At 65.0% G+C, this 26,949-nt stretch carries 30 protein-coding genes and 2 pseudogenes; 10 read left to right on the top strand and 22 right to left on the bottom strand.

The window, feature by feature from the left end:
- Positions 1–99: 99 nt before the first annotated feature.
- Positions 100–540 carry a nucleoside 2-deoxyribosyltransferase gene (locus IWX64_RS02650; RefSeq protein WP_196865556.1) on the top strand — a complete coding sequence of 147 codons (441 nt, stop codon included), beginning with the start codon at positions 100–102 and terminating at the stop codon, positions 538–540.
- Positions 541–689: 149 nt separating this feature from the next.
- Positions 690–1,256: a RipA family octameric membrane protein gene (locus IWX64_RS02645; protein ID WP_196865555.1), complete on the top strand. Its 567-nt coding sequence runs from the start codon at positions 690–692 to the stop codon at positions 1,254–1,256.
- Between the two features lie 95 nt (positions 1,257–1,351).
- Here IWX64_RS02645 and IWX64_RS17225 read toward each other — a convergent pair.
- From IWX64_RS17225 to IWX64_RS02555, 20 genes and pseudogenes are all read right to left on the bottom strand, one after another.
- Positions 1,352–1,589: pseudogene (locus tag IWX64_RS17225) on the bottom strand (IS110 family transposase); the annotation flags it as partial.
- A 37-nt stretch (positions 1,590–1,626) separates the two neighbouring features.
- Positions 1,627–2,211 carry a hypothetical protein gene (locus tag IWX64_RS02640; RefSeq protein ID WP_196865554.1) on the bottom strand — a complete coding sequence of 195 codons (585 nt, stop codon included), beginning with the start codon at positions 2,209–2,211 and terminating at the stop codon, positions 1,627–1,629.
- 178 nt (positions 2,212–2,389) lie between these two features.
- Complete coding sequence (locus tag IWX64_RS02635) at positions 2,390–4,123, bottom strand: IlvD/Edd family dehydratase (RefSeq protein ID WP_196865553.1); 1,734 nt, start codon at positions 4,121–4,123, stop codon at positions 2,390–2,392.
- A complete protein-coding gene (locus tag IWX64_RS02630; RefSeq protein WP_196865552.1) occupies positions 4,120–5,280 on the bottom strand; it encodes an acyl-CoA dehydrogenase family protein in 1,161 nt (386 codons plus the stop codon). Before IWX64_RS02630 ends, IWX64_RS02635 begins: the two co-directional genes overlap by 4 nt.
- A 44-nt stretch (positions 5,281–5,324) precedes the next feature.
- Complete coding sequence (locus IWX64_RS02625; protein WP_196865551.1) at positions 5,325–6,518, bottom strand: CaiB/BaiF CoA transferase family protein; 1,194 nt, start codon at positions 6,516–6,518, stop codon at positions 5,325–5,327.
- Positions 6,511–7,416 carry a fumarylacetoacetate hydrolase family protein gene (locus tag IWX64_RS02620; RefSeq protein ID WP_196865550.1) on the bottom strand — a complete coding sequence of 302 codons (906 nt, stop codon included), beginning with the start codon at positions 7,414–7,416 and terminating at the stop codon, positions 6,511–6,513. Before IWX64_RS02620 ends, IWX64_RS02625 begins: the two co-directional genes overlap by 8 nt.
- A gap of 90 nt (positions 7,417–7,506) precedes the next feature.
- The gene (locus tag IWX64_RS02615; RefSeq protein ID WP_196865549.1) at positions 7,507–8,280 is read right to left on the bottom strand and encodes an SDR family oxidoreductase; all 774 of its coding nucleotides are present in this window, start codon (positions 8,278–8,280) and stop codon (positions 7,507–7,509) included.
- Positions 8,280–9,212, bottom strand: coding sequence for a dihydrodipicolinate synthase family protein (locus tag IWX64_RS02610; RefSeq protein WP_196865548.1), 933 nt, complete (start codon positions 9,210–9,212; stop codon positions 8,280–8,282). Before IWX64_RS02610 ends, IWX64_RS02615 begins: the two co-directional genes overlap by 1 nt.
- Complete coding sequence (lhgO, locus tag IWX64_RS02605; RefSeq protein ID WP_196865547.1) at positions 9,209–10,447, bottom strand: L-2-hydroxyglutarate oxidase; 1,239 nt, start codon at positions 10,445–10,447, stop codon at positions 9,209–9,211. The genes IWX64_RS02610 and lhgO overlap by 4 nt, the downstream gene beginning before the upstream one ends.
- A complete protein-coding gene (locus IWX64_RS02600; protein ID WP_245345540.1) occupies positions 10,444–11,712 on the bottom strand; it encodes an MFS transporter in 1,269 nt (422 codons plus the stop codon). Before IWX64_RS02600 ends, lhgO begins: the two co-directional genes overlap by 4 nt.
- On the bottom strand, positions 11,709–14,030 hold the full coding sequence (locus tag IWX64_RS02595) for a TRAP transporter permease (RefSeq protein ID WP_196865546.1): 2,322 nt from the start codon (positions 14,028–14,030) through the stop codon (positions 11,709–11,711). The genes IWX64_RS02600 and IWX64_RS02595 overlap by 4 nt, the downstream gene beginning before the upstream one ends.
- Complete coding sequence (locus IWX64_RS02590; RefSeq protein WP_196865545.1) at positions 14,027–14,548, bottom strand: hypothetical protein; 522 nt, start codon at positions 14,546–14,548, stop codon at positions 14,027–14,029. The genes IWX64_RS02595 and IWX64_RS02590 overlap by 4 nt, the downstream gene beginning before the upstream one ends.
- A gap of 6 nt (positions 14,549–14,554) precedes the next feature.
- The gene (locus tag IWX64_RS02585; RefSeq protein ID WP_196865544.1) at positions 14,555–15,574 is read right to left on the bottom strand and encodes a TAXI family TRAP transporter solute-binding subunit; all 1,020 of its coding nucleotides are present in this window, start codon (positions 15,572–15,574) and stop codon (positions 14,555–14,557) included.
- Positions 15,571–16,344: a carboxymuconolactone decarboxylase family protein gene (locus IWX64_RS02580; RefSeq protein WP_334683124.1), complete on the bottom strand. Its 774-nt coding sequence runs from the start codon at positions 16,342–16,344 to the stop codon at positions 15,571–15,573. The genes IWX64_RS02585 and IWX64_RS02580 overlap by 4 nt, the downstream gene beginning before the upstream one ends.
- Positions 16,337–17,074 carry an SDR family NAD(P)-dependent oxidoreductase gene (locus IWX64_RS02575; RefSeq protein ID WP_196865542.1) on the bottom strand — a complete coding sequence of 246 codons (738 nt, stop codon included), beginning with the start codon at positions 17,072–17,074 and terminating at the stop codon, positions 16,337–16,339. The genes IWX64_RS02580 and IWX64_RS02575 overlap by 8 nt, the downstream gene beginning before the upstream one ends.
- Positions 17,075–17,247: 173 nt before the next feature.
- Positions 17,248–17,919: a GntR family transcriptional regulator gene (locus IWX64_RS02570; protein ID WP_196865541.1), complete on the bottom strand. Its 672-nt coding sequence runs from the start codon at positions 17,917–17,919 to the stop codon at positions 17,248–17,250.
- Between the two features lie 206 nt (positions 17,920–18,125).
- On the bottom strand, positions 18,126–18,626 hold the full coding sequence (locus tag IWX64_RS02565) for an NAD(P)H-dependent oxidoreductase (protein ID WP_312883917.1): 501 nt from the start codon (positions 18,624–18,626) through the stop codon (positions 18,126–18,128).
- On the bottom strand, positions 18,623–18,967 hold the full coding sequence (locus IWX64_RS16920; RefSeq protein WP_245346331.1) for a hypothetical protein: 345 nt from the start codon (positions 18,965–18,967) through the stop codon (positions 18,623–18,625). Before IWX64_RS16920 ends, IWX64_RS02565 begins: the two co-directional genes overlap by 4 nt.
- Before the next feature lie 134 nt (positions 18,968–19,101).
- Positions 19,102–19,407: pseudogene (locus IWX64_RS16915) on the bottom strand (LLM class flavin-dependent oxidoreductase); the annotation flags it as partial.
- A 283-nt stretch (positions 19,408–19,690) separates the two neighbouring features.
- The gene (locus IWX64_RS02555; RefSeq protein WP_196865539.1) at positions 19,691–20,101 is read right to left on the bottom strand and encodes a winged helix-turn-helix transcriptional regulator; all 411 of its coding nucleotides are present in this window, start codon (positions 20,099–20,101) and stop codon (positions 19,691–19,693) included.
- A 258-nt stretch (positions 20,102–20,359) separates the two neighbouring features.
- On the opposite strand from IWX64_RS02555, the gene IWX64_RS02550 reads away from it, so the two are divergent.
- The 3 genes from IWX64_RS02550 to IWX64_RS02540 all read left to right on the top strand — a co-directional run bounded on the left by IWX64_RS02550 (position 20,360) and on the right by IWX64_RS02540 (position 21,621).
- Positions 20,360–20,737, top strand: coding sequence for a thiol-disulfide oxidoreductase DCC family protein (locus tag IWX64_RS02550; protein ID WP_196865538.1), 378 nt, complete (start codon positions 20,360–20,362; stop codon positions 20,735–20,737).
- A gap of 30 nt (positions 20,738–20,767) precedes the next feature.
- Positions 20,768–21,094 (top strand): hypothetical protein, encoded by a 327-nt coding sequence (locus IWX64_RS02545; protein ID WP_196865537.1) that lies wholly within the window; start codon positions 20,768–20,770, stop codon positions 21,092–21,094.
- A 77-nt stretch (positions 21,095–21,171) separates the two neighbouring features.
- On the top strand, positions 21,172–21,621 hold the full coding sequence (locus IWX64_RS02540; RefSeq protein WP_196865536.1) for a DUF5819 family protein: 450 nt from the start codon (positions 21,172–21,174) through the stop codon (positions 21,619–21,621).
- 49 nt (positions 21,622–21,670) lie between these two features.
- Here IWX64_RS02540 and IWX64_RS02535 read toward each other — a convergent pair whose 3' ends face one another.
- Positions 21,671–21,817 carry a hypothetical protein gene (locus tag IWX64_RS02535; RefSeq protein ID WP_196865535.1) on the bottom strand — a complete coding sequence of 49 codons (147 nt, stop codon included), beginning with the start codon at positions 21,815–21,817 and terminating at the stop codon, positions 21,671–21,673.
- A gap of 41 nt (positions 21,818–21,858) precedes the next feature.
- On the opposite strand from IWX64_RS02535, the gene IWX64_RS02530 reads away from it, so the two are divergent.
- The 5 genes from IWX64_RS02530 to IWX64_RS02510 are packed head-to-tail and all read left to right on the top strand — an operon-like array spanning position 21,859 to position 26,376.
- Complete coding sequence (locus IWX64_RS02530) at positions 21,859–22,974, top strand: HTTM domain-containing protein (RefSeq protein WP_196865534.1); 1,116 nt, start codon at positions 21,859–21,861, stop codon at positions 22,972–22,974.
- Between the two features lie 2 nt (positions 22,975–22,976).
- Positions 22,977–23,726 (top strand): ABC transporter ATP-binding protein, encoded by a 750-nt coding sequence (locus tag IWX64_RS02525; RefSeq protein ID WP_196865533.1) that lies wholly within the window; start codon positions 22,977–22,979, stop codon positions 23,724–23,726.
- The gene (locus IWX64_RS02520; protein ID WP_196865532.1) at positions 23,723–24,475 is read left to right on the top strand and encodes a hypothetical protein; all 753 of its coding nucleotides are present in this window, start codon (positions 23,723–23,725) and stop codon (positions 24,473–24,475) included. The genes IWX64_RS02525 and IWX64_RS02520 overlap by 4 nt, the downstream gene beginning before the upstream one ends.
- A 30-nt stretch (positions 24,476–24,505) precedes the next feature.
- Positions 24,506–25,777, top strand: a complete 1,272-nt coding sequence (locus IWX64_RS02515; RefSeq protein WP_196865531.1) for a sensor histidine kinase — start codon at positions 24,506–24,508, stop codon at positions 25,775–25,777.
- Positions 25,774–26,376 carry a response regulator transcription factor gene (locus tag IWX64_RS02510; RefSeq protein WP_196865530.1) on the top strand — a complete coding sequence of 201 codons (603 nt, stop codon included), beginning with the start codon at positions 25,774–25,776 and terminating at the stop codon, positions 26,374–26,376. The genes IWX64_RS02515 and IWX64_RS02510 overlap by 4 nt, the downstream gene beginning before the upstream one ends.
- A 9-nt stretch (positions 26,377–26,385) precedes the next feature.
- On the opposite strand, the gene ybaK is transcribed toward IWX64_RS02510, so the two are convergent.
- A complete protein-coding gene (gene ybaK / locus IWX64_RS02505) occupies positions 26,386–26,871 on the bottom strand; it encodes a Cys-tRNA(Pro) deacylase (protein WP_196865529.1) in 486 nt (161 codons plus the stop codon).
- Positions 26,872–26,949 lie beyond the last annotated feature (78 nt).

Here is a 26,949-nt window from a genome sequence, read left to right as displayed (position 1 = left end):
ATGGGTTGTGTGAGAACTTCCATCATCTGAAGATCCCGACCCCAATCACTGGACCGACGCGCCAACCCCGACTACACCCTCCATTGTGAAGAGCCTGATATGCCGACAGAATACTTTTCAGATAATTCGGAAACAGTTTTCGCGGCCATGCCTTTCGATTCTGTGTTCGAGGACGTCTATCATGTAGCTATTTGTGGAGCAGTAAGAAGCGTTGGATTCATCCCAATTCGTGTGGATTTATTGAAACATGGCCAAGACTCTGTGTCAGAAACCTATCGTCAAATAAAGAACTGCTACGCGGTGATTGCGGATTTATCAACAGCCGAACCTAATGTCTTGCTTGAGGTCGGGTACGCGCATGCGCTTGGAAAGCCAATAGTGCAACTTTGCAATACTGTTCCTGAAGATTTGCCCTTCATGGTGCGAAATCGCGACACGATCTTCTACCGTACAGGACAGACGCACTTGCTCATGGGCGAAATATCCGACTACCTCAGGCATTTGATGGGTGTTCCCTTTGAGAAATCCGACAGAACGTGACACCGACGCATGTTCGGGGTGAAGTTCCCGAGCCGATCCGGTGGCGAAATCATGGGTCCGTCTCCATTGATGAGAGCCTGAGTTGGAATTTATACATCTCATGCGTGGCGTAGGTGTGTTCGGCTAGATTCCGGCGAGATACTGATCGTATGGAATTTTGGAACACATACTTTAGGGTTGCCGAGCCCGCGAATCCCGATGATGTCACCCAAACTCTGTGGAACGACGAGGCACAGATCAAGGCGTACTATGCCCAAGATGATAAGTATCAGGCCGCGGTTATGGAACAGTACCAGCTTTACGTCGAGATGGCCGATCGCGTTTCTATTCGCCGAGGTCTCGCGAATACGTTTTTCCTGACCTTGAATACGGCGATCATTGCTCTGGTTTCCGTATTCTGGAAGGATCGTCCAGAAGGGCTCCCAGCTTGGTATCTACTACCGGCGCTGCTGCTCACTCTGGGGCTGTGCTTTGCATGGTTCTGGTTGGTTCGCTCTTATAGGCAACTTAACTCGGGTAAGTTCGCTGTTATCGGTGCTCTGGAACGTCGACTACCAGCTTCACCTTGGTGGAACGGAGAGTGGAAGGCGCTGCGCGGCGAAGAGAGGGAGAAATCAACCTACTGGGCATTCACTCACCTCGAGGTCTGGGTCCCGTTGCTATTCGGGCTGGCCTACATCTTCGGTGCGAGCGTGGTAATCATCACGAGTATCTGATTTAGGCGAACGCACTCAGGAATCCGGATAGATCGGTTGGCTTGCGGGCTACGCTAACGAGCAGTGGTCTTGATGACACCGAGTTGATCGACCGAACGCATTGAGTGCTGGTTCAGATCCGCGTTGAAGCCTGCGAGGACCTTTAGATCCGGCGAGTACTTCTCCACCCCGGCTCACCGCCCGCGATGTGTAGGGATGGTCCATGCGGTGTCGGCGATGGTGAACGCGTCCCGGGCATCCTGGGTGGAGGTCCGCGGATTTCCGCATAGCTAGACCCGGCAGATAAGCCTCTTCGCGGACGCAGTCTCTGGCCTCCGCGATCGGCAGCGCCCCGGAAAACCGTAACTTACGAAGACTGTTTCGGAGAACTTCAGAGGGCGCCCTTGCAGAGGAACGCGAGCTCATTGTTCAGTCTGACGATTGAGCGAACGTAGTCGTCGAAGGTGCCAAGGGGTAGGGTCCATGTGCCATGGGCGATCTGAGTTCGAATTTTGAAGGCCTGAGTTAGCGAATCCGCAAATTGAGGCGTAAAGAGGCCCTCAGAAACCAATAACTTCACTTGCTCTCGGAAATTGAAACGAAGCCTTGTGCTTGTCGGGGCTTGCAGTTCAGAGAGATATCGGGTGGATTTTTCGATCTCGCCCCAGATCCGCATAATTTTCCCAATAGTCAGATCGTCCAGACTGTCTTCGCTCGGGTCGGGGGATGTCCGGTTGGTGCCGTCGATATTGGACGTCTGCACGGCATCTTCGACTCGTTCGCTCAGTTCGGAAACGAACTCAGCCAGTTCCAATGAAGTCCCTGGGGCGCTAACCTTCTTCACTCGCTTGACGGCCGACGCGATGTTCGTGATGAACTCTCCGAGCTGGGTCCGGAACATCAGAATTGCAGCGATGGCAATCCCCGGCCACACCAAAACCTTGATGTACTCCAGTACGAGTTCTGCAACGTCCACGATTCCCCTATATTGTCACCTACTGCCTTCTTCGGCAGTCTAGATGACCATAGCGTAGGACGTTGAACGTGAGCGTGGTCCCTCCCAGAAGGCTGTGGAAGCTTCTGGGATGGTTCGGATGACCTCGCGCGGCATTTCCGTAGCGATTGCCGAGTTGGTGGTCAGATCGTCGAGGTATCTAACCCTGAAGGAAGCGGAAGTCGCAGCCCTCGTCCGCCTGGGTTACCTCAGTGACAAACAGCTTCCGATAGCCACGCTCCGGGACAACCGGCGCTGCCGGGCCCATAGCCTCCTCACGCTGGGCCAGCTCCGCATCCGACACCTCCAACTGGATCAGGCGACGGCTCACACTCAATGTGATCGTGTCCCCGGTCTGCACCAGTCGCAGTGGCCCGCCTACTGCTGTCTCAGGCGTTACATGGAGCACCACTGCGCCGGCTGCGGTGCCGGACATCCTGCCGTCCGAGATGCGCACCATGTCGCGGACACCCTGGGAAGCGAGCTTCTTCGGGATGGGTAGGTATCCGGCTTCGGGCATGCCGGGTGCTCCGACCGGTCCAATGTTCTTCAACACCAGGACCGAATCGGCGGTGACGTCCAGATCGGGATCATCGATCCGCGCCGCAAGATCCGCCGTATTCTCGAACACCACGGCAGGACCGGTGTGCTCCAGCAGTGCCGGCGATACTGCCGCCTGCTTGATGATCGCCCCACCCGGAGCCAGGTTCCCGCGAAGGAACGCGAGGCTTCCCTCCGGATACACCGGGTTGGAGAGTGGTCGGATGATGTCCTGCGGAAAGCCGGGGCCGGCGTCGTCAATCTCGTCACCGAGCGTCCTGCCCGTCACCGTCGGCACCTCCCGGTGTATCAGCGACCCCAGCTCCCGCAGCACTGCGGGAACGCCGCCGGCACGATGGAAATCCTCCATGTAGTACTTCCCGGAGGGTTTGAGATCCACCAGGACCGGCGTCTCAGTGCTCATCCGGTCCAGCTGCTCCAGCGACAACCGGATGCCCAACCGACCTGCCACTGCGGTCAGGTGAATGATCGCGTTCGTCGAGCCACCGATGGCGAGCAGCACCCGCAGCCCATTCTCGAATGACTCCTGGGTGAGGATGGTGTCCATCTTCGTGCCAGCCGCCGCCAGGGCAACAGCCTGCGTCCCGGTCGCCTCAGCGATCCGCACCCGGTCGGCCGTGACCGCGGGAGCCGACGCCGATCCCGGCATCGCGATGCCCATCGCCTCGGTCAGGCAGGCCATGGTGCTGGCCGTGCCCATCACCGAGCACGTGCCGACGCTGCCGACCAGCCGCGAGTTCACGTCGTCGATCTCTGGTTTGGAAATCTCCCCGCCCCGGAACTTGCCCCAGAACGACCGGCAGTCCGTGCACGCACCGACCCGCTCGCCCCGGTAGCCGCCGGGCAGCATTGAGCCGGTCACCAGCGAAATCGCCGGTACCCCGGCTGACGCGGCACCCATCAGCTGGGCGGGGACGGTTTTGTCGCAGCCGCCGATCAGCACGACGGCGTCCATCGGTTGGGCCCGGATCATCTCCTCGGTGTCCATCGACATCAGGTTCCGCAGGAACATGCTGGTGGGCTGCGAAAAGCTCTCGTGGATGGAGATTGTGGGGAAGTCCACCGGCAGCCCGCCGGCGAGCATCACCCCACGCTTCACCGCCTCCAGCAGCGCCGGCATGTTGCCATGGCACGGGTTGAAGCCGCTGCCCGTGTTGATGATCCCGATCACCGGCCGGTCGAGGGCGTCGTCGGAATACCCGGCACCCTTGATGAACGCCTTCCGCAGGAACAGCGAGAACTCGGCGTCCCCGTAGTTGGTCAGACCCTTGCGGATGCCGGTGGCGGGAATACCGCCGGGAGCTGAAGACGCGCGGGCAGCGGCTTCACTCACCGGAACGCGGGGACGCCGGTGATGTGGTTGCCCAGGATCAGGGTGTGCACCTCGTCGGTACCCTCATAGGTCCTGACGCTCTCCAGGTTGTTCGCGTGCCGCAGCGGCGAGTAATCGAGGGTGACGCCATTGCCGCCGAGCATCGCCCGCGCCTCACGGCAGATCGCAATCGCCTCGCGGCAGTTGTTCAGCTTGCCCACCGAGATCTGGTACGGCTGCAGGGTCCCGGCATCCTTCAACCGGCCCAGCTGCAACGCGAGCAGCGTTCCCTTGTTGATTTCCAACGCCATGTTCACCAGCTTCTCCTGCGTCAGCTGGTACCCGGACAGCGGCTTCCCAAACTGCAGACGCTCCTGCGAGTAGGCCAGCGCCGTGAGGTAGCTATCGCGGGCAGCACCCATGGCGCCCCAGATGATGCCGTACCGGGCTTCATTCAGGCACTCGAACGGGCCGCGCAGTCCCTTGGCGTTCGGGAGCATCGCGCTCTCCGGCAACCGGATGTCCGTCAGGGTGATGTCGCACTGGATGGACGCCCGCATGGAGAGCTTCTGCTTGATCGGCGTCGCCACGAACCCCGGGCTGTCGGTCGGCACCACGAAGCCGCGGACGCCGTCGTCGGTCATCGCCCAGATGATGGCGAGCTTTGCCACCGAAGCCAGGCCGATCCAGCGCTTGGCACCGTTGAGGATCCAGTCGGACCCGTCGCGCTTCGCGAAGGTCTGCATCGCGCCGGGATCAGACCCGGCAGTCGGCTCGGTCAGCCCGAACGCGCCGATCGCGGTCCCGGCAGCCATCTGCGGCAGCCACTCGGTCTTCTGCTCCTCCGAGCCGTGCTTGTAGATGGCGCTCATCGCCAGCGAGCCCTGCACCGACACGAAGGTCCGCAGACCCGAATCGCCAGCCTCCAGCTCCATCGCCGCCAGCCCGTACTCCACCGACGATTTTCCGGGGCAGCCGTAGCCCTTGAGGTGCATGCCGAGCAGGCCCAGCTCGGCCATCTGCGGGACGATCTCCATCGGGAAGACGGCGTCGTCGTACCACTGGGCGATGTTCGGCTTGATCTCGGTGTCCACGAAGGACCGCACGGTCTCCCGCAGGGTGATTTCCTCAGGGGAGAGGAGCGTGTCAATGCCGATCAGGTCTGACATGTCAGTCATGGTTCTGCTTTCAATGGTTGAGGAGGTCACTGGGGATCCTGCTTTCACTGTAGGTGGTGGAGTGCGGGAATGGCGGGGAGGTCAAAGGCGGCGCCATTGTGCTCGCCGAGGAGGGGTGGCGGGCGCCGGTACCGGGCGGGAGTCCCAGACAGGTGAATGGGGTTGGCGACCTGCTGGCTGGTTCGTGACCCGTCAGCATTGGCAATCTCGACGACGGGGGCGAGACCCAGCGTGTCCGCCAGTTCCAGCGCCTCGACAATCGAGTTCACCTTCCCGGCGGGCACACCGGCGATACTGAGCAGCTCCGACCAGTCAGCGGCGGACTTCGAGCCCAGCTGCTCTTCCAGCAGGGACTTCAGGACCACCCGGTTGGCCACCCGGTTCGAGTTCCCGGCGAACCGTTCATCGCCGGCGAGCTCGGGCACGCCGAGCACCCGGACCAGTCCGGCAAACTGCTTATCAGTCCCGACGGCGACGGCCAGCGGACCATCGGCGGTTCGCAGCGTCTCATACGGCGCGATGCTCGGGTGCGCGTTGCCCATCCGCTGCGGCGATTCACCGGTGGCCAGGGTGCTCGACGCCTGGTTCACCAGCCCCGACAGCAGTGACGACAACAGGTTCACATCCACCCGCTGACCCACCCCGGTCTGCTCCAGCGACCGCAGGGCGGCGAGGACCCCGACGACGGCGTTCTGCCCGGTCACCACGTCCACCAGTGCGACGCCGACCTTGCTCGGCTCGGAATCCAGCCCACCGGTGACGCTCATCAGCCCGCCGACAGCCTGCACCAGCAGGTCATAGCCCGGCAGGTGCGCGCCGGCGGCGCTCCCAAACCCGGTGATGGAGCAGTAGATCAGGTCCGGCCGGCGGTCCTTGAGGGACTCGTAGTCCAGCCCGAACCGCTCCATGATGCCGGGCCGGAAGTTCTCAATCACGACGTCGGCCGTCAACGCGATCTCCAGCGCCGTCGCCTGGCCCTCTTCAGTGGTCAGATCGCAGACCACCGAGCGCTTGTTGCGGTTCACGCTGGAAAAATAGGTGCCTACCCCGTACTCGTCCACGGGAGGAGTCCAGCTGCGGGTGTCGTCACCGGAGGGGCTTTCCACCTTGATGACGTCGGCCCCGAAATCGGCCAGCATCATCGAGGCGAACGGTCCGGCGAGCACCCGGGAGAAGTCGGCTACCTTGATGCCGTCCAGGGGTCCCGCCGGGAACCCGTCGTCGGAGGGGCTACTCATGACCGCCATGGCCTTCCTGATGAACGCTGTCTTCCCGACCAGAGCCAGCTTCCTGGTCGACCACCGGGTTGCTGAGCACACCGACGCCCGGGACGCGGCACTCCGCCACGTCGCCCGCCCTGATGTGCACGGCGCCGGGGGTGCCGGTGGAGATGATGTCGCCCGGGTAGAGCGGCATCACCTTGCTGTGGAAGCTGACCAGGTACTCGGGGGAGTACCTCATGTTGCCCACCACGTTGCTGCGGTGCACCTCGCCGTTGATCACGGTGGACACCTCGACGGCGGCCAGCGACCCGGCGTCGTCGGCCACCTCTGCCAGGGGCACGATCTCCGGCCCGAAGGAGAAGAAGCTGGGGAAGTTTTTGGACCGGGTGAGGAACCGGGGGTTCTTCTCCAGGATGTCCTCGGCCGTTTGGTCCAGCAGGGTCACGACGCCGGCCACGTAGGACAGTGCATCCTCCGGTTCCACGTCGCGGCAGTAGCTGCCGATGACGAGGCCCAGCTCGGCCTCGGCGGTGGTGCGCACGCTCTGGTTCGGGATGGTGATGTTTTCGCCCGGCCCGATGATGGTGTGGTCGCCCTTGATGAACGACGCCGGCTCGTCCGGGACGCCCTCGGACAGGTCGGACGCGTGCTCCACATAGTTCAGGCCGATGCCCCACAGCATTCGGGGATGCCGGTACGGGGCGCCGAAGGTCACCGAGCCGCGGTCACGGAACACCGCGTTGTCCGCCGACTCGGCGAAGGACTCCAGCTTCCCGAGCGAATCGGTGGCCAGCAGCTCCAACAGGTCACCGGTGAAGCCTGGAATGAGATCGCGCACCAGCGCGACACCGCGCTCGGGGTGGATCACTGCGGCGAGTTCGTCGCCGCCTTCGCGGACTGAGGCCAGATGCATGGTCAGCGCTTCTTTCTGTTCAGAGTCGAGAGATACAGAGTCAAGAGATACAGAATCGAGAGGGTCACGAAAGGTCAGGAACAGCGATGGCTAGTACGCGCGGACCAGGCCGCCGTCGCAGCGGATCTGTTCGCCTGTCACGTAGGCGGCGGGGACGCTGGCGAGGAACGCGACGACGGCGCCGAACTCCTCGGGAGCACCGTACCGGCCGGCGGGGATGGTCTTTTCCGACGCGGCGCGGGCCTCGTCGGGGGTGCTGCCGGTCCGCTTGGCCGCCGCGGCGTCGAGCGACGCCACCCGGTCCGTGTCGATCCGGCCCGGGAGCACCATGTTCACGGTGACGCCGTCGGCCGCCACTTCGGCGGCGAGCGTCTTGAGGTAGCCGGCCAGCCCGGCCCGGCCGATATTGGAGAGTGCCAGGTTGGGCAGCGGCTGCTGGACACCGCTGGACCCGACCGCAACGATCCGGCCCCAGCCGCGCTCGCGCATGCCGGGCAGCACCAGGTTGGTCAGGCGCATGTGCTGCAGCAGCAGCTGGTGTACGGCGGCGAGGGCTTGCTCGTCGCTGACGTCCGCTGCACCCCCGGGAGGCGGGCCGCCGCTGTTGAGGATCAGCACGTCGATCGGCCCGAAAGCCTTCCCGGCGGCCTCGACCAGCGCGGCGGGGGCGCCGTCGTCGGTCAGGTCCATGGCGATTCCGACGGCGGAGGGCAGCCGGGCCGCTTCGGCCTGCACCACGTCCTCGCGGCGGGCGACGAGGACCACGTTGGCTCCTTCCTCGGCCAGCGCCTGGGCAATGGCCAGGCCGATGCCCGAGCTCGCGCCCGGCACCAGTACATTCTTCCCCTTGAGTCCGGTATCCATCAGGCAATCTCCTTCACAGCAGCAAGGTGGGCGTCAATCATGTCGGCAAGCGCCGGCGGCAACGTGGGGGAGGGCGGGCGCACCGCGGCGTCGGCGATGATGCCGCGGCGGCGCAGAATCTCCTTGCGGACGGCTAGCCCAATCCCGGGCTGACCCTCGAAGTTCGCCAGCGGCAGCCACGGGGCAAACGCTGCGCGGGCCGCCGGGAAACCGCCGTCGGCGAACGCGGCCAGCGCCGCCTGCAGCCCTTCCGGGTGGGAGAAGCCGGTCATAGCGCCCGCGGCGCCGGCGGCCAGCTCATCGAGCAGCCCGACGCCGCCCAGTCCACCGAACACCGGCACCGTGGTGGCGGCGGTGAGCGCGGCGATGGGGACGGCCGTCGGCGGCGCTTCGGACTTCACGGCGCTGATGAACGGACACAGCTCCAGGACCTTGAGGATCTGCGCGGCGCTGATCTTCACACCGGAGGCCACCGGGTAGTCCTGCAGCACAATCCCGGCGCCCGTGTCAGCGGGGATGACCTCGTTGATTGCCGAGAGATGGAAGGCGAGCAGCTCGGGGTTGGCGCTGTTCGCCTGCACCATTAGTGCACCCAGGTTGCTGCCAGCCGCGGCGACGGCGGTGCGTGCCTGCTCGACGGCGACCGCCGTCGACCGTGCCGACAGGCCGACCACCAGCGGGGTGTTTCCGGCCTCCTCGGCGACGGTCTGAACGATCAGGGTCTGTTCGGCGGTGTCCAGGGTGACGCCTTCACCAAACACGCCGAGGACCACCATGCCGGTGGCGTTCAGCCCGGTGTAGAGGCGGACCTCGCTGCGGAGCGACTCGGTGTCGACGGCGAAGTCACCGCCGTGGAAGGGGGTGGCGAGCACGCCCCAGAGGCCTCGGGCGAGCGGGGAGACGGGGGAGTTGGGTGAAGGGTTTGTAGTCACAGGGACGAAGTGTCCTTTCGGTCGGAGCTGTTCTCGAGTGCCAGCGAGACAATGTGCTCGGCGATGGCAAGTGAAGAGGTGGCGGCGGGGGAGGGCGCATTCCTGACGGACAGCACCGAGCCCTGCCGGGTGATCCGGAAATCGTCGACCAGCGAACCGTCGCGGGTCAGCGCCTGGGCGCGGATGCCGCGGGGGCCGGGGACGACGTCGTCGGCGGTGATCTCGGGGACGTACTTGCGGGCCTCCGCGATGAATCGGCGCTTGCTCAGCGACCCGAGCATCTCGGCGGCACCGGTACGCCAGTGCTGCTTCGCGAAGGACCGGAAGCCCGAGTACATCACGGCGTCCTTGAGGTCGCGGAGCGAGATGGTGGACCACTTGTAGCCTTCGCGGGCCAGGGCGAGCACCGCGTTGGGGCCCACCATCACCTCGCCGTCGGTGGTCGGGGTCAAGTGCACGCCGAGGAACGGGTACCGGGGATCCGGCACCGGGTAAACCAGTCCGCGGACCAGGTGCTTGCGTTCCGGGCGGAGCAGATAGTATTCGCCGCGGAAGGGCACAATCTTGGGGTCGTCGTCGTCGCCGGCGAGCTTCGCCACCCGGTCCGCCTGCAGACCGGCGCAGACGATCACCGTGTCGTAGGCGTCGGACGTTTCGATGCCGCGATGCTTGCCCGTAACCACCGTTTGCCCGGCGCGTTCGGTCAGACCGGTGACCTCGAAGTTGGTGTGGACAGTGCCACCGGCGGCCTCCACATCCATGGCGAGAGAACGGGTGATGGCGCCGTAGTCGACGATCGCGGTGTGGGGCGAGTGTAGCCCCGAGGTGCCCTTGACATGGGGTTCGAGTTCCAGCAGTTCGGCCTGGTTGATGATGCGGACACCGGGTACCCCGTTGGCGCCGGCACGCTCCATGATGTCGCCGAGCCGGCCCTCCTCGACGGGATTGCGGGCGACGAGCACCTTGCCGCACTCGTCGTAGGGCAGGCCCTTCTCTTCGCAATACTCCTTGAGCATTTCCACGCCCTGCCGGCAGAGCCGTGCCTTCAGCGATCCGGGCGTGTAGTACAGCCCGGCGTGCACCACGCCGGAGTTCCGGCCGGTCTGGTGCCCGGCGAGGATGGGCTCCTTCTCCAGCACGGTGACCTCGGCGTCGGGCTGGACCTGCAGCAGCCGGCGGGCGACGGCGGCACCAACAATGCCACCTCCCACCACTGCAAAACGCATGGGTGTCATCTCTTCTCCTCCATGGGGGTCAGGGTGTGGTCTGGTTCTCCGGCAGCGGTATCCGAGGCTTCGGCAGCTGACGTTTCGGCAGCGGTCAGTGCCCGCGACCGGCGGATCATCCGCCGCGCCACCGTGAAGGTCACGGCGGCCAGTGCGGCGACGACGGCGGCCGCCAGCCAGGCAGTGTCATACGAGGTGGCGGCGGTCAGCAGTCCAAACAACAGCGGACCAGCTGCGGCACCGAGGGACAGGCCGGTCTGGATCACCCCGGTGGCGGTGGCAGCGTTGGCCCGGTTGTCCCGAACCACGGCGAAGTGCACCAGACCGGGCCAGGTCCACCCGGCGCCGTAGGCCAGCAGCGCCCCGACCACGAACAGTAGGGAACTGGTGCCCAGGGCGAGCAGCAGGTACCCGATCACGCCGAGGGCCAGCAGGTTGGTGATCAGCACCAGTGGACTGCGGTGCGGATACCTGTCCATGGCGAGGCCCAGCATAATCCGGATCACCAGTCCCAGCAGCGCTGCGCCAGCGAACAACAGGCCAGCGGTTCCGGGTGCCATCCCGGACTGCACCGCCGAGTCCACGAGGAAGACGCCCAGCGACGTGGCCGCCGCTGCCGCGAGCCCGGCGCCCACGCTCAGCATCACCAGGCCACCCCTGGGAGTGCCGCGGTCAGCCTTCGGGGCTTCCCCGTGCTGGGTCGGACGGGTCCCGGGTGCGCTAAAGAAGGCCCAGACCGCGATAGCAATGGCCATCAGCGAGCCGAGCAGGAACGCGTACCGCCAGCCCACGGCGAGGGCAATCACCGGGACGGCGATCCCGGCGATCATCGAAGCCGCCGGAATGGACGACTGCTTGACGCCGAACGCCAACCCCAACCGGTTCGGATTGACCGCCCGGGAGATGCCCAGGTTCGCCGACGGCTGGGCCATGGCGTTGGCCAGCCCGCCGACAAACAGGGCGACGATCAGCAGCGCGAATGTCGGGGCCAGACCGGCACCGGCCAGCGCGACGGCGGCGAGGGTGGCCGACGCGACCATGCCCTTCGCCGCACCAATCCGCTGTACCAGCCCGCCGAGCGGGCGGGCCAGCACACCGGACACGGTGAACAGGGTGGCGGCTGCCATCCCCATTTCGGCCGGACCGATGTTCAGATCCCCGCGGATCTGCACCGCCAACGCACCCAGCAGGAAGGCAGGAAGCACCCCTGTGGTGGTGACGGAGACGGCCTGCAGCATGGTGACTGCTGCATGCGTCGACGGTGCTGTGGTCATGAAGCGGTGGGATCCGTTGTCTTCGTTGAGGCGGTGTTCGACGCCGGCGAGGACGGTGACCCTGACGACGGCGACCCTGACGAGGATGACGACTGCGCGCGGTGCGCCCCGCGCCCCGAGGAGGCGGCCGACGTCGTACCGGTTGAGGTGGCCTTGGCTTCTGCACCCTCAACCGTGTCAGCAGTACCAGTAGTACCAGCCGAATGGGGAGTACCGGCGTCCGCGACGGGTGGGTCGGTGTCCGGATCGTACGGATGCCGTTTCCGTCCGATCAGGTGCACCACCACGCCGACGGCAATGATTGCGACGCCGATCCCGATGTACAACGGGTCAAGGGTGAGCAGCGGCAGGGAACCGATGGCCAGGATGACCCGTTCCGGCCAGCGTGCCGGTCCGAGCAGCCAGCCGCCCGTGGAGACCGCGAGCGACGCCACCGCGAGGAGCGACACCGAGAAGGCGAGCGCAACGGTGGCGACGCCGCCCTGGAGCAACAGACCCACGCCCGAGCCGGAAAGGACGAAGATGAACGGCACCAGGAAGGCGGACAGGGTGTAACGCCAGGTGAGCCACATGGTCTTGATCGGCTTGCCGCCGGTAATAGCGGACGCAGCGAACGGGGAAAGCGCCGTTGGAGGCGACACCTCGCTGAGCACCGAGTAGTAGAAGATGAACATCGCGGCGGCGAAGGGTGCCACTCCCACATCCTGCAGGGCGGGCCCGATGATCACCCAGGAGATGATGAAGCTCGCGGTGACCGGGACGGCCAGGCCGAGCAGGATCACGGCGGTGGCCGAGAAGATCGCGGTGAGCAGCAGGCTGCCGCCGGCGAAGTCGACGATGATGCTGGCGAGTTTGAGGCCGAGGCCGGTGAGGGTCATGATGCCGACGATCAGGCCCGCCGCAGCCATCACGGGGATGACGGAGAGGGCGCCGGTGGCGCCGGTAGCCAGTGCGTCGAAGATCTTCTTCGGAGTCATCCACGACTCACGGTCGAAGAAGCTCAGCACGAAGGCGAGCACGGTCGCGAAAACCACGGCACGGAACGGCGTCATGCCCATGGCCATGAACACCACGATGGCGAGCAGCGAGCTGAAGTGGTAGCCGAAGCGCAGCAGGAGCTTGCCCACGGGCTTGTGGTCCATGACGACGGCCTTGGTCTTGAACCGTCGGGCGTCCATTTCGATGGCGAGAATGATGCCGAAGTAATAGAGGAGGGTGGGGATGGTCGCCCAGATCAGCACCTCAAGATAGGACACTCCGAGGAGAGCGGCAATGATGAACGCCGCTGCACCGAGGGTCGGAGGGGACATGATCGCGCCGATACCAGCGGCGGCGAGGATGCCACCGCCGTGTTCCTTCGGATAACCGGCCTTCCGCAGCAGCGGCCAGGAGATGCCGCCGAGGGTCACGGTGGTGGCGACGCCCGAGCCGGAGACGGTACCAAGCAGGAAGCCGGCGAGGGTGACGGTCCGGCCGGGGCCGGACTTGGACTGGCCGAACGCCGAGAAGGAGAGGTCAATGAAGAACTTCGTGGCACCCGAAGCGCCCAGGACCGCACCGTAAATGGTGAACAGGATGATGTAGGTGGCGGCGACGTCAGTGGGCACGCCGAAGATCCCCTGCGTCCCCATCACGTTGTGGCCCACCAGGCGGATCCAGTCGAAGGACGAGGTGGTGAACGGAGCGGGGAAGAGCGGGCCCCAGTAGGCGTAGGCGAAGAACCCCAGCACCACCAGTGGCACCAGGATGCCGACGGTGCGCCTGGCTGCCTCAAGGACCACCAGGATGGCGATGACGCCCATGATCAGGTCGAGGTAGGTCGGCACGATGGCCCGGCGGAAGAACGGGTCCCAGTCGGAAATGATGTAGGCGAACGGGACGATGGCGACGGCGGCGAGCACCCAGTCGAGCAGATGCGGATTGTCGGACTTGCCTGCATCCTTGGCCTTCGCCGACCGGCCCCACCCCCGGTATACGAGGAACGTCAGGGACAGCCCGATCATCAGGAACGCGGGCAGGTAGAACTGGGTCGCCATCGGGTTGAACACCCAGTACAGCGCGAACAGGGAAAGCCCAGCGCCGCCAATCTTGACCACCAGAGCCGGAATTCCGGTCAGCTGCCGGGAAGGCTTCTCCGCCTCAAACTCGGCGATCAGCGCGTCTTCATCGATCTCGTCGCTGCGGTCGATTGGGTTGACCTGCGCATCGTCAGGTATTCGAGCCTCGTCGCGACGGCTCGGATCGAGCGTCTCGCTCGGGGTGGGGCGGTGCGGCGTGCCGGCTTTGAGGGCGCCGTCGCCGTCAATTCGCTCGGTCATGGGGTCTCCTTGATGTCTAGCAGGATGAAGGGCTGATCGTCGTCGACCAGGGACCACAGCGAAACGGGCGCTGCTCCGGGCAGGTGGAGGGTGCGTTCACCGAGGTCGGTGGCGGCAATGGAAAGGTCGTTGAAGACGGCGGGGTGCTCCGGGTCGGGGTCGACCACGTACTTCCGCCGGTCGGTGGGGTCCGCGGGGGTGGGGGCGCCGGGGACGCCGTAATATTCCTCGAGCACCGCGAGCTGGTCGGCGGCGATCTGGTCAAGCCGGAAACTGCCGTCGGGGAGGACCGTGTAGCGTTCCTCTGCGAGCGTTCCGTAGAGCGAGTTGCGGTAGCTGACCGCGAAGGTGTCGCCGGGCAGGGCCACCGTGGCCAGCCCGCCGTCGTCGTTGGTGATCACGATGCTGCGCCTGGAATCGTCCTGGCCGGACGCATCCTGGGCAGCAACCGCGAACGCCCCACCGCCCAGCGTGCCAAGGCACACCAGGACGGCGACGACGACGGCGGGCTTGCGCATCAGTGGTTAGCCTGCATTTTCGTCGAAGTACCTCTGGGCGCCGGGGCAGGTGTCGACGTAGGCGATGTCGCCGGCGGTGGCGGCATCCAGTTCTACGGCGGCGGGGTGCACCTGGGTCAGGGCTTCAACGTTGTCGAAGATCGCCGCGGTGATGTTGTACTGCAGCTCCTCGTCCATGGTGGGGCTGGCGACGAGGATGTTCGGCGACGCGATGGCGGAGACCGCTTCGGTCTGGCCCTCGTAGGTGTCGGCGGGGATCTCTTCCTCTACGTAGTACTCGCCGTATTCGGTGGCGAGCTGCTCGGCATACTCACCGATGTTGAGGAGGCTCATGTCGCCGTCGCTGGCGAGGTCGATCAGCGCGCCGGTGGGTAGACCGCCGGACCAGAAGCCCGCGTCGATGGTGCCGTCGCGCAGGGCGGCGACGGTCTCAGCGGCCCCGAGCTGGCGGCGTTCAAAACCCGACTCGGGGTCGATACCGGCGGCTTCGAGGATACGCAGGGCGGCAACCTCGGTGGCGGACCCGGGAGCGCCGACCGAGACGACCTTGCCTTCCATGTCGGCGACACCCTCGATGCCGGTGCCGTCAACGGTGACGGCCTGCATGAAGTTGTTGTAGGTGTTGCCGAGTGAGCAGATCTCGATGGCGTTGCCGTCGAAGTCGTTGACACCCTCGACGGCGTCGGAGACGACGTCGCCAACGGCGAAGGCCAGCTGGGCTGCACCGTTCTCGATCAGGAGCATGTTGTCCACGGAGGCGTTGGTCTCCTGGACGGTGGCGTCGTAGCCCTCGATGTTGTCGCGGATCATGGTGGCGAAACCGCCGCCGAGGGGGTAATAGACGCCGCCCGTGCCGCCTGTGGCGATGGAGAGGGTGCCGCCGTCGGCGCCGCCACTGGCGTCACCGCCGCCGCTTCCGCCGCCGCTGGTATCGGGGCTTCCGCAGGCGGACAGGAATAGCGCGGGGATGGTCAGTGCGGCTGCGGCAAGCCGTACCCTGCGACGGTGCAGAGGTGAGGTTGTCATGGGTGTTCTCCCTTAGTGGTGGTGGTGAGTAAATGAGGTTGGCTAGTGGGGGTGGACTCGGTGTCTGCCGGTGGGCTGTCCGGTGCCGGGGTTACCGGCGTGTTTGCAGGTGGCGCGCTGGCAACGGGTGCCTCGACGGCGCCCGCCGCGAGCAGGCCGGACAGCGCCCGGTAGTAGCCCACCAGGACGGACAGCTCGGTAACGCCCGAGTGGCCGTGCTGGGTGAGGGCGGCGGCGTGGTCTTTGGCGGAGACGGTCCGGCCGTTCAGCAGGGCTGCGGTGAAGGTCAGGGCCGAGCGTTCGTCGTCGGGCAGGCCCGCGGGGACAAACCCGCCGCGCAGGCTTTCCAGCTCGTCGGGCGTGATGCCGACGGTGAGGGCGACCCGGCTGTGGGCGTACCACTCGTAGGTCGAGGCGCGCTCGGCGGCGACCGCGCAGATCACCAATTCGCGGGTCCGGTTGGATAGTTCCCCGCCGAACCGCAGTGCCGCGCCCAGCGCCTGGACGGCGTGGCCGATCTGCGGTGCGTAGAGCAGGGCGTTGAAGGGACCGGCGAGGTGGCCGTCGTCGTCGACCACCAGGAACGGACCGCCCGCCCGGGGCGGGCCGGCGATGGTGTTGTAGAGGGCCAATTGATCGTCGTCGAGGGCGTCGGGAGCCAGCAGCGGGAAGCGGCCGCCGTGCGCCTTCTCGGCCGGCAGCGAATCAGCCGGCCGGGCCCCGGTCTGAGGGGTCTCGGTCTGCAGCTCAACCTCCGGTTGGTTAGACAAGGGTCCGCCCACCATCGACGTAGAGCACATGACCGGTGACGAACGCCGCCTGACGGGAGGCGAGGAACAGGGCCGGGCCGGTGAGGTCGCCGGTCGAGCCCAGCCGCCCCGCCGGGACCAGGGAGGTGTAGTGCTCGCGGACGCCCGGCTTGTCCAGGTGTCCGCGGGTCAGGTCGGTCTCCACATAGCCGGGGGCGACGGCGTTCACGGTTACCCCGGAAGATGCCCATTCGCGGGCCATCACGCGGATCAGCTGGTTCAGCCCGCCCTTGCTGGCGGCGTAGGGGCCGTGGTCCGGGTGGGCGAGGAGACTCGACACCGAGGAGCAATACACCTGGCGGCCGTACCCGGCGGCCACCATCAGCTTCCCGGCAGCCCGGCCCAGGCGGAAGGCGCTGGTGAGATTGACGGTGATCATGCGGTCCCAGTCATCGTCGGTGGTGTCGAGGATGGGGACCCGGTGGTTGACGCCTACCGCGTGCATCAGCACGTCGAGGCCGCCGAGTTCGGCGGCGGCGCGGGCGACGGCGTCCTCGCACCCGGCGGTGGATGACAGGTCGATCTCGAGCGCCTGCACCCGCGGGTCCAGGGCCGCCAGGCCAGTCGGGTTGACGTCTGCGACCAGCACGCGTGCCCCTGCGTCGGCGAAGGCTTCGGCCACTGCGCTGCCGATTCCGCCGGCACCGGCAACCAGGACCCGCTGACCGTCCAGGCCGAGCCAGTCACTCATGAAGGTCATCCCCGCCAACGTTCTCCCCGGGCTGCGGCGCACACCACTTGGGTACCCGGGGCAACAAGGGGGAAGGCAGTAGAGATTTGCTCGGCGGTGACCAGATCATTTGGATACTGTATCCAATTAATTCACAAAGTGTAACGCCGGTCACAAATATTACGTGAGGTGGGTCACCTGGCGTTCAGGAAGGTCCTGAGCGCATCGACCGCGTGGTCGCGGTGTTCGTTGAGGAGGGTGATGACCTGCTCGGCATCGCGGGCGGCGAATGCGTCGATGATGCGGCGGTGTTCATCTTCCACCCGGTGCCGGTTGACTTCGTCACCGTAGTAGACAAACCGGTACGTTTCAGTGGCGTCCCACAGCACCTGGATCAGCTTCTCGAGGCGCGGCATCCGGGCCGCGGTCACCATCAGGAAGTGGAACCGGCGGTTGGCCTCGGTCATGGCCAGCAGGTCACCGGACGCGCTCGCCGTCTCCACCTCCAGTGCTGCAGCGCGCAGCCTGCCGACGACGCCGTCGTCGGACCTCCTGATCGACACCCGGACGGCCTCGGCCTCGAGGATCTCCCGGATGCGGTACACCTCGAGGAGGTCGGTGAGCGAGAGGGTGGCAACCTTGTAGCCGCGGTGCGGGGCGTACACCACCTGGCCTTCGCCCTCCAGCACCTTGAAGGCTTCGCGGAGTGGGACACGGCTGACTCCGAAGCGTTCGGCGAGAGCGTCCTGCCGGAGTGCCTGTCCGGGAAGGAGTTCACCGGCGATGATGGCGCGACGCAGCTGTGCAAGCACAAAAGCGGGGGCGGTGATGGGCCTCCTGGAGTCCGTCTCGGCGTCGTCGATCACGCTACACCGGGGGTCCGCAGGCCATTCTTCACCTGTATAACTCTAGCCGAATACCCCGGGGGCGGATCAGCGGACCCCATTCCGGTGAGGAATCCGGGCCGAGGGGGTCACAGTGGACATTCGATAGGGAAATTCCCGATCGAATGTCCACTGTGCTCACCGCACCGTGGCGAGGATCCGGAGGCTATCGATGATGTCGCCCAGCCTCACCTCGATCCGGCTGTACACCTCGGCGTTGAGCACCATGTCGCCGTCGAAATCGCCTGAGTTCGCGTAGAAGCCCACGGGGTGGTCGCCGCCTGGAAGAACCCGAAGAGTGGCCGCAGCGCGTGTTCGATCACCAGGGCGTGGCGGTCGCTGCCTCCCGTGGCGACCAGGATCACTGGCTTGTTGGTCAGCGCGTACTGGCCCACCAGGTCAAAGAAGTGCTTGAACATGCCCGCGAAGGAACCCCGGTACACGGGGGTGGCGGCGATGAGCAGGTCAGCGGACTCCACGGCCGCGAACTCCTCCTCGTCCGACGCGTCCAGGTCCTCCCGGGACGTGGCCCCGGTGAAGGACGGTCCCAGCTGGTAGACGTTGGTCTGATGGACCTCAATCTCCAGCTTCTGCGCCAGCGAATCGGTGATCAGCCGGACCAGGCCCATCGTTTTGGACCGTTCGGTGGGGCTGCCATTGACGACGACGACGCGCAGCGGCCTGCTCACGCGTTGACCGATTCCCATGAGGCGATTTCGGCGCGGATGACCGGTGCCACCTCGGAGCCCAGGCGTTCGATGGCCTCAAGGTGGGTCCGCAGGGGTACCCCGCCGAAGCCCATCTGGAACACCGCACGGGAGACGCCGTAGAGGTCGTGATAGGTCAGCGGTTTGTCGATGATCTCCTGGGGGCTGCCCACCAGCAGGCCACCGGCTGGCGAAGCCTGGGCCTCGAAAGCGTTCCGCGGCATGTTGAAGCTGGCGCCGCGCTGGTGGTAGTTCTCACCCAGCCCGCGGGTGAAGTAGGGGTAGAAGTCGTCGCGGGCGTTTTGGCTGGTCTTGCCGACCATGCCGTGCGCGTTGAACCTGATCCGCTGGGTGAAGGGGTCGTGCCCGGCAGCTGCGTAGGCCTAGCGGTAAAAAAGTCCACCGGACGTTCAAACTGGGTGATGGGCCCGAGGAGCAGGGCGAGTGCCAGCGGCAATCCCAGCTGTCCGGTGCGGACCGCCGAGGCGGGTGTCCCGCCAACGCCCACCCAGATGGGGAGTTCGCTGACCGGTCGCGGCGCGATATCAGCGTCGATCAGGGGCGCTCGCAGCGTCCCCTGCCAGGAGACGGGGTTCTGGGCACGGATGGCCAGGAGCAGGTCCAGCTTTTCCCGGAACAGGTCGGAGTAGTCGGCCAGGTCGTAGCCGAACAGGGGGAAGGACTCGGTGTAGGAGCCGCGGCCGGCGATGATCTCCGCCCGGCCACCGGAGAGCAGGTCCAGCGTGGCGAAGTTCTGAAACACCCGGGCCGGATCCTAGGAGCTGAGCATCGTGACGCCACTGGTGAGCTGGATGTTCTTCGTGGCCATGGCGGCGGCCGCGAGCACCATGTGGGGGGGCGGAGGCGACGAAGTCCGACCGGTGGTGCTCGCCCACGCCGAAGACGTCGAGGCCCACCTCATCCGCCACCCGGGCCTGTTCGATGGTTTGCGCCATCCGCTCCTGGGGGGAGGGCATGCGTCCGGTGGTGAGATCGGTGGTCAGCTCACCAAAGGTGAGGATGCCAAGTTCGAAAGCCATAGTCGTTTATCGTCCCTTGCTGAGGTTGTGGTCTGTGGGCGCCGCGCGTGCTGTGAGTGCTGTGGCCTGCTCGGTCACCGAATAGGCGTGTCCCCACGAGGTGATGTCCCGGAGGATGGGCAGCAGCGCCAGCCCGGCGACGGTGAGCGAGTAGCGCACCCTGATGGGGCGCCCATCGATCACTTCACGCTGGATGAGGCCGTCTGTTTCGAGCTCACGGAGGCGTTTGGCCAGCATGGTGTCGCCGATCTGGGGGACAAAGCGGCTGACGTCGGCGAAACCGGTGTTCCCTTTGCCGATCGCCTCGATGATGATGCCGCTCCAGCGTCTGCCGATGACGTCCATGGCGGCGACGAACGAGGGGCACGCCCCGCCGTCGGCCTCCGCCTGATGGGCAGGGATGACTGGATCATTCATCGTGCGCTCCCTTCGGTCGTGTACTTCCATTGCGGTAGTAACTACGTCAACTGTAGTGACTACGGATCTATTCCATACCTAGCGCCGTATCTGGTGGCGGTCATGTGCGCCGCCCTGGTGTTCTGTTTCCTTGTCTGAGCTGCCGGCCGGAGTATGAGCTTTTCTCACATGAAGTAATGAGCGGATGCCACTGATCCTTCCTTCGTCGGTGCAGCAGGATCAATGTGTCAGAGAAAAACACCGAGACGAGGACCCGAAATGCAGACACACCAAGCCATCTTTTTGTTTGACGGGGACTGCGGATTCTGCGCCAAGGCCGTTGCCTGGCTCAAGGAACGCGCAGATCCAGCAGTCAGGTTCTCTTCGTGGCAGCAGTTCGATCTTGCCTCGGTGGGCCTCACTGAACTGGACACGGAATCGCAGGCGATTCTGGTGACTGGGGGGAAGGGAAAATTCGAAGGCCACCTGGCTTTCGGTGAGGTGCTGCGCGGCTCCTCAAAGAGGGATGTCCGGCTTCTCGGACGTCTCATCCTGGAACAGCCGTCACGGGAAATTGCTCGCTGGATCTACCTCTGGGTTGCCAAGAACCGGTACCGCCTCTCAGAGGGCGGCCAAAGTTGTTCCGCATCCAAATAATCTGCTCACACCTCACATATTGGAGATGAAATGAACCTCAAGAAAATCACTGCCGTTCCCGTTGCCGCAGCTGTTCTTTTGGCCTTCGGGGCTGCAGCACCAGCGCAGGCTGCACCCGTTGCACCGGCAACGGCGCAGCACCAGCTGGTGGCGTCTGAAGTATTCTCGATCGCCGCTCAGGATGTGACCCGCGAGGACACCGCGGCACCGGCTGCCATCCCGGCTGTCGTTGCCACAGCGTTCGTGTCGGGGGCAGCAGCGGGTGCCGGGAAGGTGGTGGCCGGTTGGGCCGCCAAGAAGGTGATCGGCATCTGGGACACCCAGGACACGGTCCTCGCTGAATCCATGCTCGACTGACGCATTACCGAGGTAGAACGGCCCCGGCCGCGCGATGACGACGCCCGGGCCGTTCTACCGCTCAACCTGGGGGAGACATGAAAATTCGTTCGTACGTTCCGAACTCGGTGAAGCTCACAGCCGGCGGACTGGGGCTGGCGCTCGCCGCTCACTTCACTTTCACCATTCTTCACGTGACGCCGGTCAATCCGCTCAAGGTCGAGCAGGAACGAGTGGTCAACGCGTGGGTACAGCCACTGTTCGTGCAGAACTGGCAACTGTTTGCGCCCGACCCGATCGCCCACGACCAGGGTCTGCTGGTACGGGCCAGGCTCATCGGCGGGACGGGTCCCGCCGAGACCGACTTCGTAGACATCACCACCCCACACCTGCACCACCCCACACCTGCACCAGCGGCATCACAACCTTCTGCCCCAGCGCACCAATTACACCGTCTCAGGCGTCATCCACAAATATCTCGACGCGCGGGAATCAGTGATCGATTCACTTCCAGCAGAGCAACGCGAAGCTGCCCCGTTCAGCCTTAGCTCCAAGGAACTGGACCAGGCGTCAGACACCGACAAATCGGCCTATCTGTCAGCACTGGGCGATCTTCGGGACGCCGCCGTGCATTCCCTGCCACCACAGCAGGGCCAAGTCCAGGAGGTACAGATGCGCCTGGTCACTCACGAATTCCTCAGGTACTCCGACCGGTTCAACCGTGGAGTAGGCGGGATCCTCCATGCCACGACCGAGTGGCAGCCAGTATCGGGAGAGCCACAACCATGAGCACCCAGACAACGACACCAGCCGGGACCAGTGGGGCCCGAGGACGACGGGACTACGGTGACGTGCTGGCGGCCGCATCCACCACTGCCTATGGCCTGATTGGACTGTCTGTCGTCCGGATTGCCTACGGACTGGTGATCCTGGTCGATCTGTTCATCCACCTTCCCGTCCGGGACTCCCTGTGGGGGCCCGGCGCCTGGTATACCACTGCCCACATGGCCCGCGACACCGCGCTGGGATTCTCGCCGTTCATGCTGTCCTCCGAGGCCTGGATGTCCGACCTGGTCTTCTTCGCACTGATGGGCACCGCAGTCCTGTTTGTCCTGGGTTGGCGGACCCGTTGGGTCACCCCGGCCCTACTAGCGCTGGTGTGGGTGCTCCACGAACGCAACCCCTACCTCACCAACGGCGGCGACAACCTGATGAGGATCATCTTGGTGTACCTGGTGTTCGCCAAGCTCAGCGCCTACTTTTCCCTGGACGCGCGGCGCGACCGCAAGAAGGCGATCCAGCAGGCAAACCAGCAGGCGGTCCAGCCGAAAACCGCGCCAGCCGACGCCGGAGCCATGGTGGGCGTGCTGATCCATAACGCGGCCCTGGTGGCCTGCATCGGCCAGCTCTGCGTGCTTTATCTCGCCTCGGGGCTCTACAAAGTCCAGGGCAGCATGTGGTTTGAGGGAACAGCTGTCTACTACATCACCCGTGTTGCCGAATATAACCCGTGGCCCGAAATCACCGCCTTGCTCGCCTACTCGCCTCTCGTGATCACCGTTGCCACCTATTTGGCAATCATCACCCAGGTGGCCTTTCCCTTCACACTGCTGAACAAGCACAGCCGCCACCTGGTGTTCGTCCTTCTTGCCGGGATGCATCTGGGGATCGGCTTCCTGATGGGCCTCCTCGTATTTAGTGCGTTCATGATCGCGACCGATTTGCTGTTGTTCACCGATCAGGAATGGCGCCGCGGGTACGCCCGGTTCCGGGTGTTCCGCACGAAGCTCCGCACACAACTCCGCAGTCGGCACCGTGCCGGTAGAGCACCCACGCCGGAACCTCGCCCCACTGTGCAGACAATACCGCAACTGAGTTTCCAAGGACCGAAGGAAGGATAATCATGAAAACCGCTGTCAGCTGCCGCGACTTGTCCAAGCAGTACCCCCAGCACGTTGCCCTCACCAGCGTCAGTTTCGACGTCGTCCATGGGCGCATCACCGGTCTGCTCGGCCCCAACGGTAGCGGCAAGACCACTACCCTGAAAGCGCTACTGGGGTTGACTACACCCACGTCCGGGCATGCACACATTTATGGGAAGCAGCACAGCGACCTGGTGGACCCCTGGTTCACTGTGGGCGCCTGCATGGACCAGGCAGGGTTCCGGGGGGAGCTGACCGCACCGCAGGCGCTGCGTATTGCAGCCATCCGGATCGGTGCACCAGTGACCAGGGTTCCGGAAGTAATGGAAACCGTCGGCCTGGGGGGAGTGTCGAAACGGATACGTAGCTTCTCCTACGGGATGACGCAGCGGCTTCGGGTTGCTATGGCCATCCTGGGCGACCCCGAACTCCTGATTCTTGACGAGCCGATCAACGGGCTCGATCCGCAGGGCATCCGCTGGCTCCGCACTTTCCTCCGAGCCCACGCCGATAACGGCGGGGCAGTCCTCATCTCCAGCCACCAGCTCAACGAAGCGGAACAGCTTGTTGACGACGTCGTGGTCATCGCCCAGGGTGAGGTGCTCGCAGCGGGCGCAACCGGTGACCTGCTTCGCCCGCATCAGCGGCTGGAGGATTTCTTTTTCTCACTGACCGATCCGCGGCCCGCCGACCGCGCCCTACACGCTACTTTGCCGGAGGAAGTTCGATGAAAACGTTGCTGAGATTCGTGGGTGCAGATCTGCTGCAATTCCGTTACTCCTCAACCACGCTGATCGCCGCAGCGTCAGCCGTGGGGTTCGCCGCCCTGCTGACCGGGATGCTGGTCAGTACCGCTGGTGCCGAGACCGGGATTGACCTTGAGACCGCCTGGGGTCAGGGCGAGGTGCTCGTCGATCCGCTGACGGGTCTCATCCTCCTCGGCTTGTTTGCCTCAGTGTGGGGCAACAGCTACCGCGATCGGTCGGTGACGTGGAGCTATCTGCAGTCACCGCACCGTGGCACAGTCCTCGCAGCACAGCTGATCAGCTCAGCGATAGTCGCCTTTGTGGTCGGTTTGCTGGCGGTGGTAGCCAAGGTGGCTACTCTTCAGGTGATGGCTGGCCCGCCTCCTGCACCCTGGTGGACTGACAACCACGGCCTGCTTGCGGTGGCGGGAGCTGTCGCCACCACCACTGTGCTCGCCGTCGTCGGGACGACGATTGCGGTGCTGACACGGAGCGCCGCACTGGCTGTGGGGGTGGTGTTCGGATGGATCCTTCTGGTGGAGCCGCTGGTGTTGGGCATACTCACCGTGCCTGAAGTTGTCCACCAGGCCTTTCCCGGCTACTCGCTCGGTGTCATTCGGAACGGGCTCGACGACCTGGACGTAGCCAAGGCTGCGGCGCTGATGGTGGGTTATACGGTGGCGCTGGCAGCGGCGGTCTTCGTGGTTCACCGGCGACGCGACCCGGTCCGCTAACAGATGGGTCAGGGAAGATATGCTTCAGTGGTGCCCGCCACCGACAGCATCCCGCAGGAGACAAGGGCTGTTGGTGCGCCGGCTGCCCGGCTGCAGGCGCTGCAGACCTACACCTGGGTGTCCCTGATGGCCCTGACCATCATCAGTGCGTTCCAGGGCCTCTTCGATGTTCCTTTCGACCGGCCGGAATCCTTGATCCACCTTCTGCTCCTGGCCGCAGTACTGATTCAGCAAAGCGCCATCCTCGCCCACCACGGCCACCTGCCGTCCCGCGGCTGGTCCTGCTACTGGTTGCCGCGGCAGCTGACCTCCCTGCCGGTCACCGGCCTATTTTTCCTCGCCGGGATTGCCCTGCTCAGTGCCGGTGGACTCCGCGGCGGCCCGGTCTGGTTGTGGGCGTTACCGGCGTCGGTGACGGCCGCCAACGCCGTCCTGGTACAGGTGCACACCGAGGCAGGCTTCCACGTCGGATTGCACGCCCGGATCATTTCTGTGCTGGCCGGTGTCTCGATTACAACCACTGCCGGACTTTCTGCCGAGCAGTTTCAGTCCGGCACCTGGCCCTCAGCGGCGTTGCTCGCGGCAGGGGTTGTGGTGGTTGCATTCACGGTGCAGGTGGGGCAGGTGTGGTGGCAGCGGGTCCTGGTGGATTTGGATGAAGCCAAAGGGGTCTCGGTTGAACTGGCGGTGGCGCAGGAACGGCTGAGGTTCGCCGGGGACCTTCACGACATTCAGGGCCATCAGCTGCAGGCCATCGCCATCCAGGCCGACCTGGCACGGAACATGCTTGACGTTCACGGCGCCGACTCGCTGGCCGAAGTGCGTGCCTGCCAGGATCAGATTCATGCGCTGGCTTCGACGGCGCTGAAAGACACCCGGGCCATCGCCCACGGCTACCGCAAGGTCAGTATCGAAACCGAGGTGTCCAACGCCGTCGATGTCCTGGCTGCCGCCGGTATGACCCTGACCATTGTGGGGCCGGTGCACGAGCTGACCGGTGAGTTCGCGCACCACGCCAGCTACTTTGTCCGCGAATCCACCACCAACCTGCTGCGCCATTCCCTCGCTACCTCGGCGATCTTGCGGGTAGTCAGGAGCGGTGAATCGATCACCTGTATCTTCGAGGATCCCGGACCCGAGCGTGCCCCGCACGACAAAATCACTGATCAGCGCGGGTTTGGACTGGAGCAGCTCGCCGACCGGGCCCGAAAGGCCGGCTTTGCGCTCTGGTTCGGGCAGCACGACGGCGGCTGGCGGCTCGAGCTGACCAATGCCACAACCAAAGGCAGGCGAACCCCATGACCATCCGAATCCTCGTGGCCGACGACGAGTCCCTGCTCCTGTCCGCCCTATCGCAGATCCTGGACCTCCAGGACGGCTTCACAGTGGTCGGCCGGGCCACCAACGGGCGCGAAGCTGTGGACCTGGGGCAGGAGCTGCGCCCCGACATCGCGGTGCTCGACCTGGAAATGCCGGTAATGGACGGAATAGCGGCCGCTGGTCATCTCAGTGAGGCCGGCATCCGGGTGGTGATCGTGACTCGGCACAGCCGGCCGGCCGTCCTTAAACGGGCGTTCCAGATGGGTGCCAGCGGGTTCATCTCCAAAAGCACCTCATCAGAGAAGCTCGCTTCGATTCTTCGAGACGTCCATGCCGGAGTCCGGTACGTGGATCCCGAGATCGCGGCCCTCGCGATGACTGCCATGCCCTGCCCACTGACCGAACGGGAACTGGATATGCTCCGGTTGCTTCACCAGGGCAAAAGCGCGCAAATGATCGCAGCGGAAACCTGCCTCGCCATCGGCACTGTCCGGAACTACATCTCCAATGCCATTCTCCGGTTGGGCGTGAAGAACGGTCGGGAAGCCGCTCAGCGGGCATGGACCGAAGGCTGGATCTGATGCTGAACACTAATCAGCGGATATCCGCGCCACCATCGCCCCACTGGCCCGGATGAGGTCCGCGGGCGCCAGCTCGATTTCCAGTCCCCGCCGCCCGCCGGACACCAGGACGGTGTCGAACTGGAGCGCCGACGCGTCCACGACCACCGGGCTTTGCTGTCGTTGCCCCAGGGGTGAGATTCCGCCCAGCACGTAGCCGGTGCGCCGCTCGGCCACGTCGCCAGCGGCCAGCACCGCCTTCTTGCCTCCGCGGGCAGCCGCGAGTGCCTTCAGGTTCAGCGTGCCGGAGACCGGGACGACGGCGACAGTCAGGGTGCCGTCCACGTCCACCATCAGCGTCTTGAAAACACGCGGCGCTGCTACGCCCAGCGCCGCTGCGGCCTCGGTGCCGTAGCTCTCAGCCCTCGGGTCGGGGGCATAGGTGCGGACAGTAAAGGGAATGCCAGCGGCATCCAGGGCGGCGGTTGCCGGGGTGGCGCGCGGGGTGCGGCTCATGGGGAAAGTCTATTTCGACCGTGGCCGGAGGGGCACTGCGAACACCCCGTGGGGTCATCATGTGCATTGCGGGCCAAT

Origin of the sequence: Arthrobacter sp. CAN_A212 (assembly GCF_015752345.1) — a bacterium.
GTDB lineage: Bacteria > Actinomycetota > Actinomycetes > Actinomycetales > Micrococcaceae > Arthrobacter_D.
This window is presented reverse-complemented; position numbering and strand designations above follow the sequence as displayed.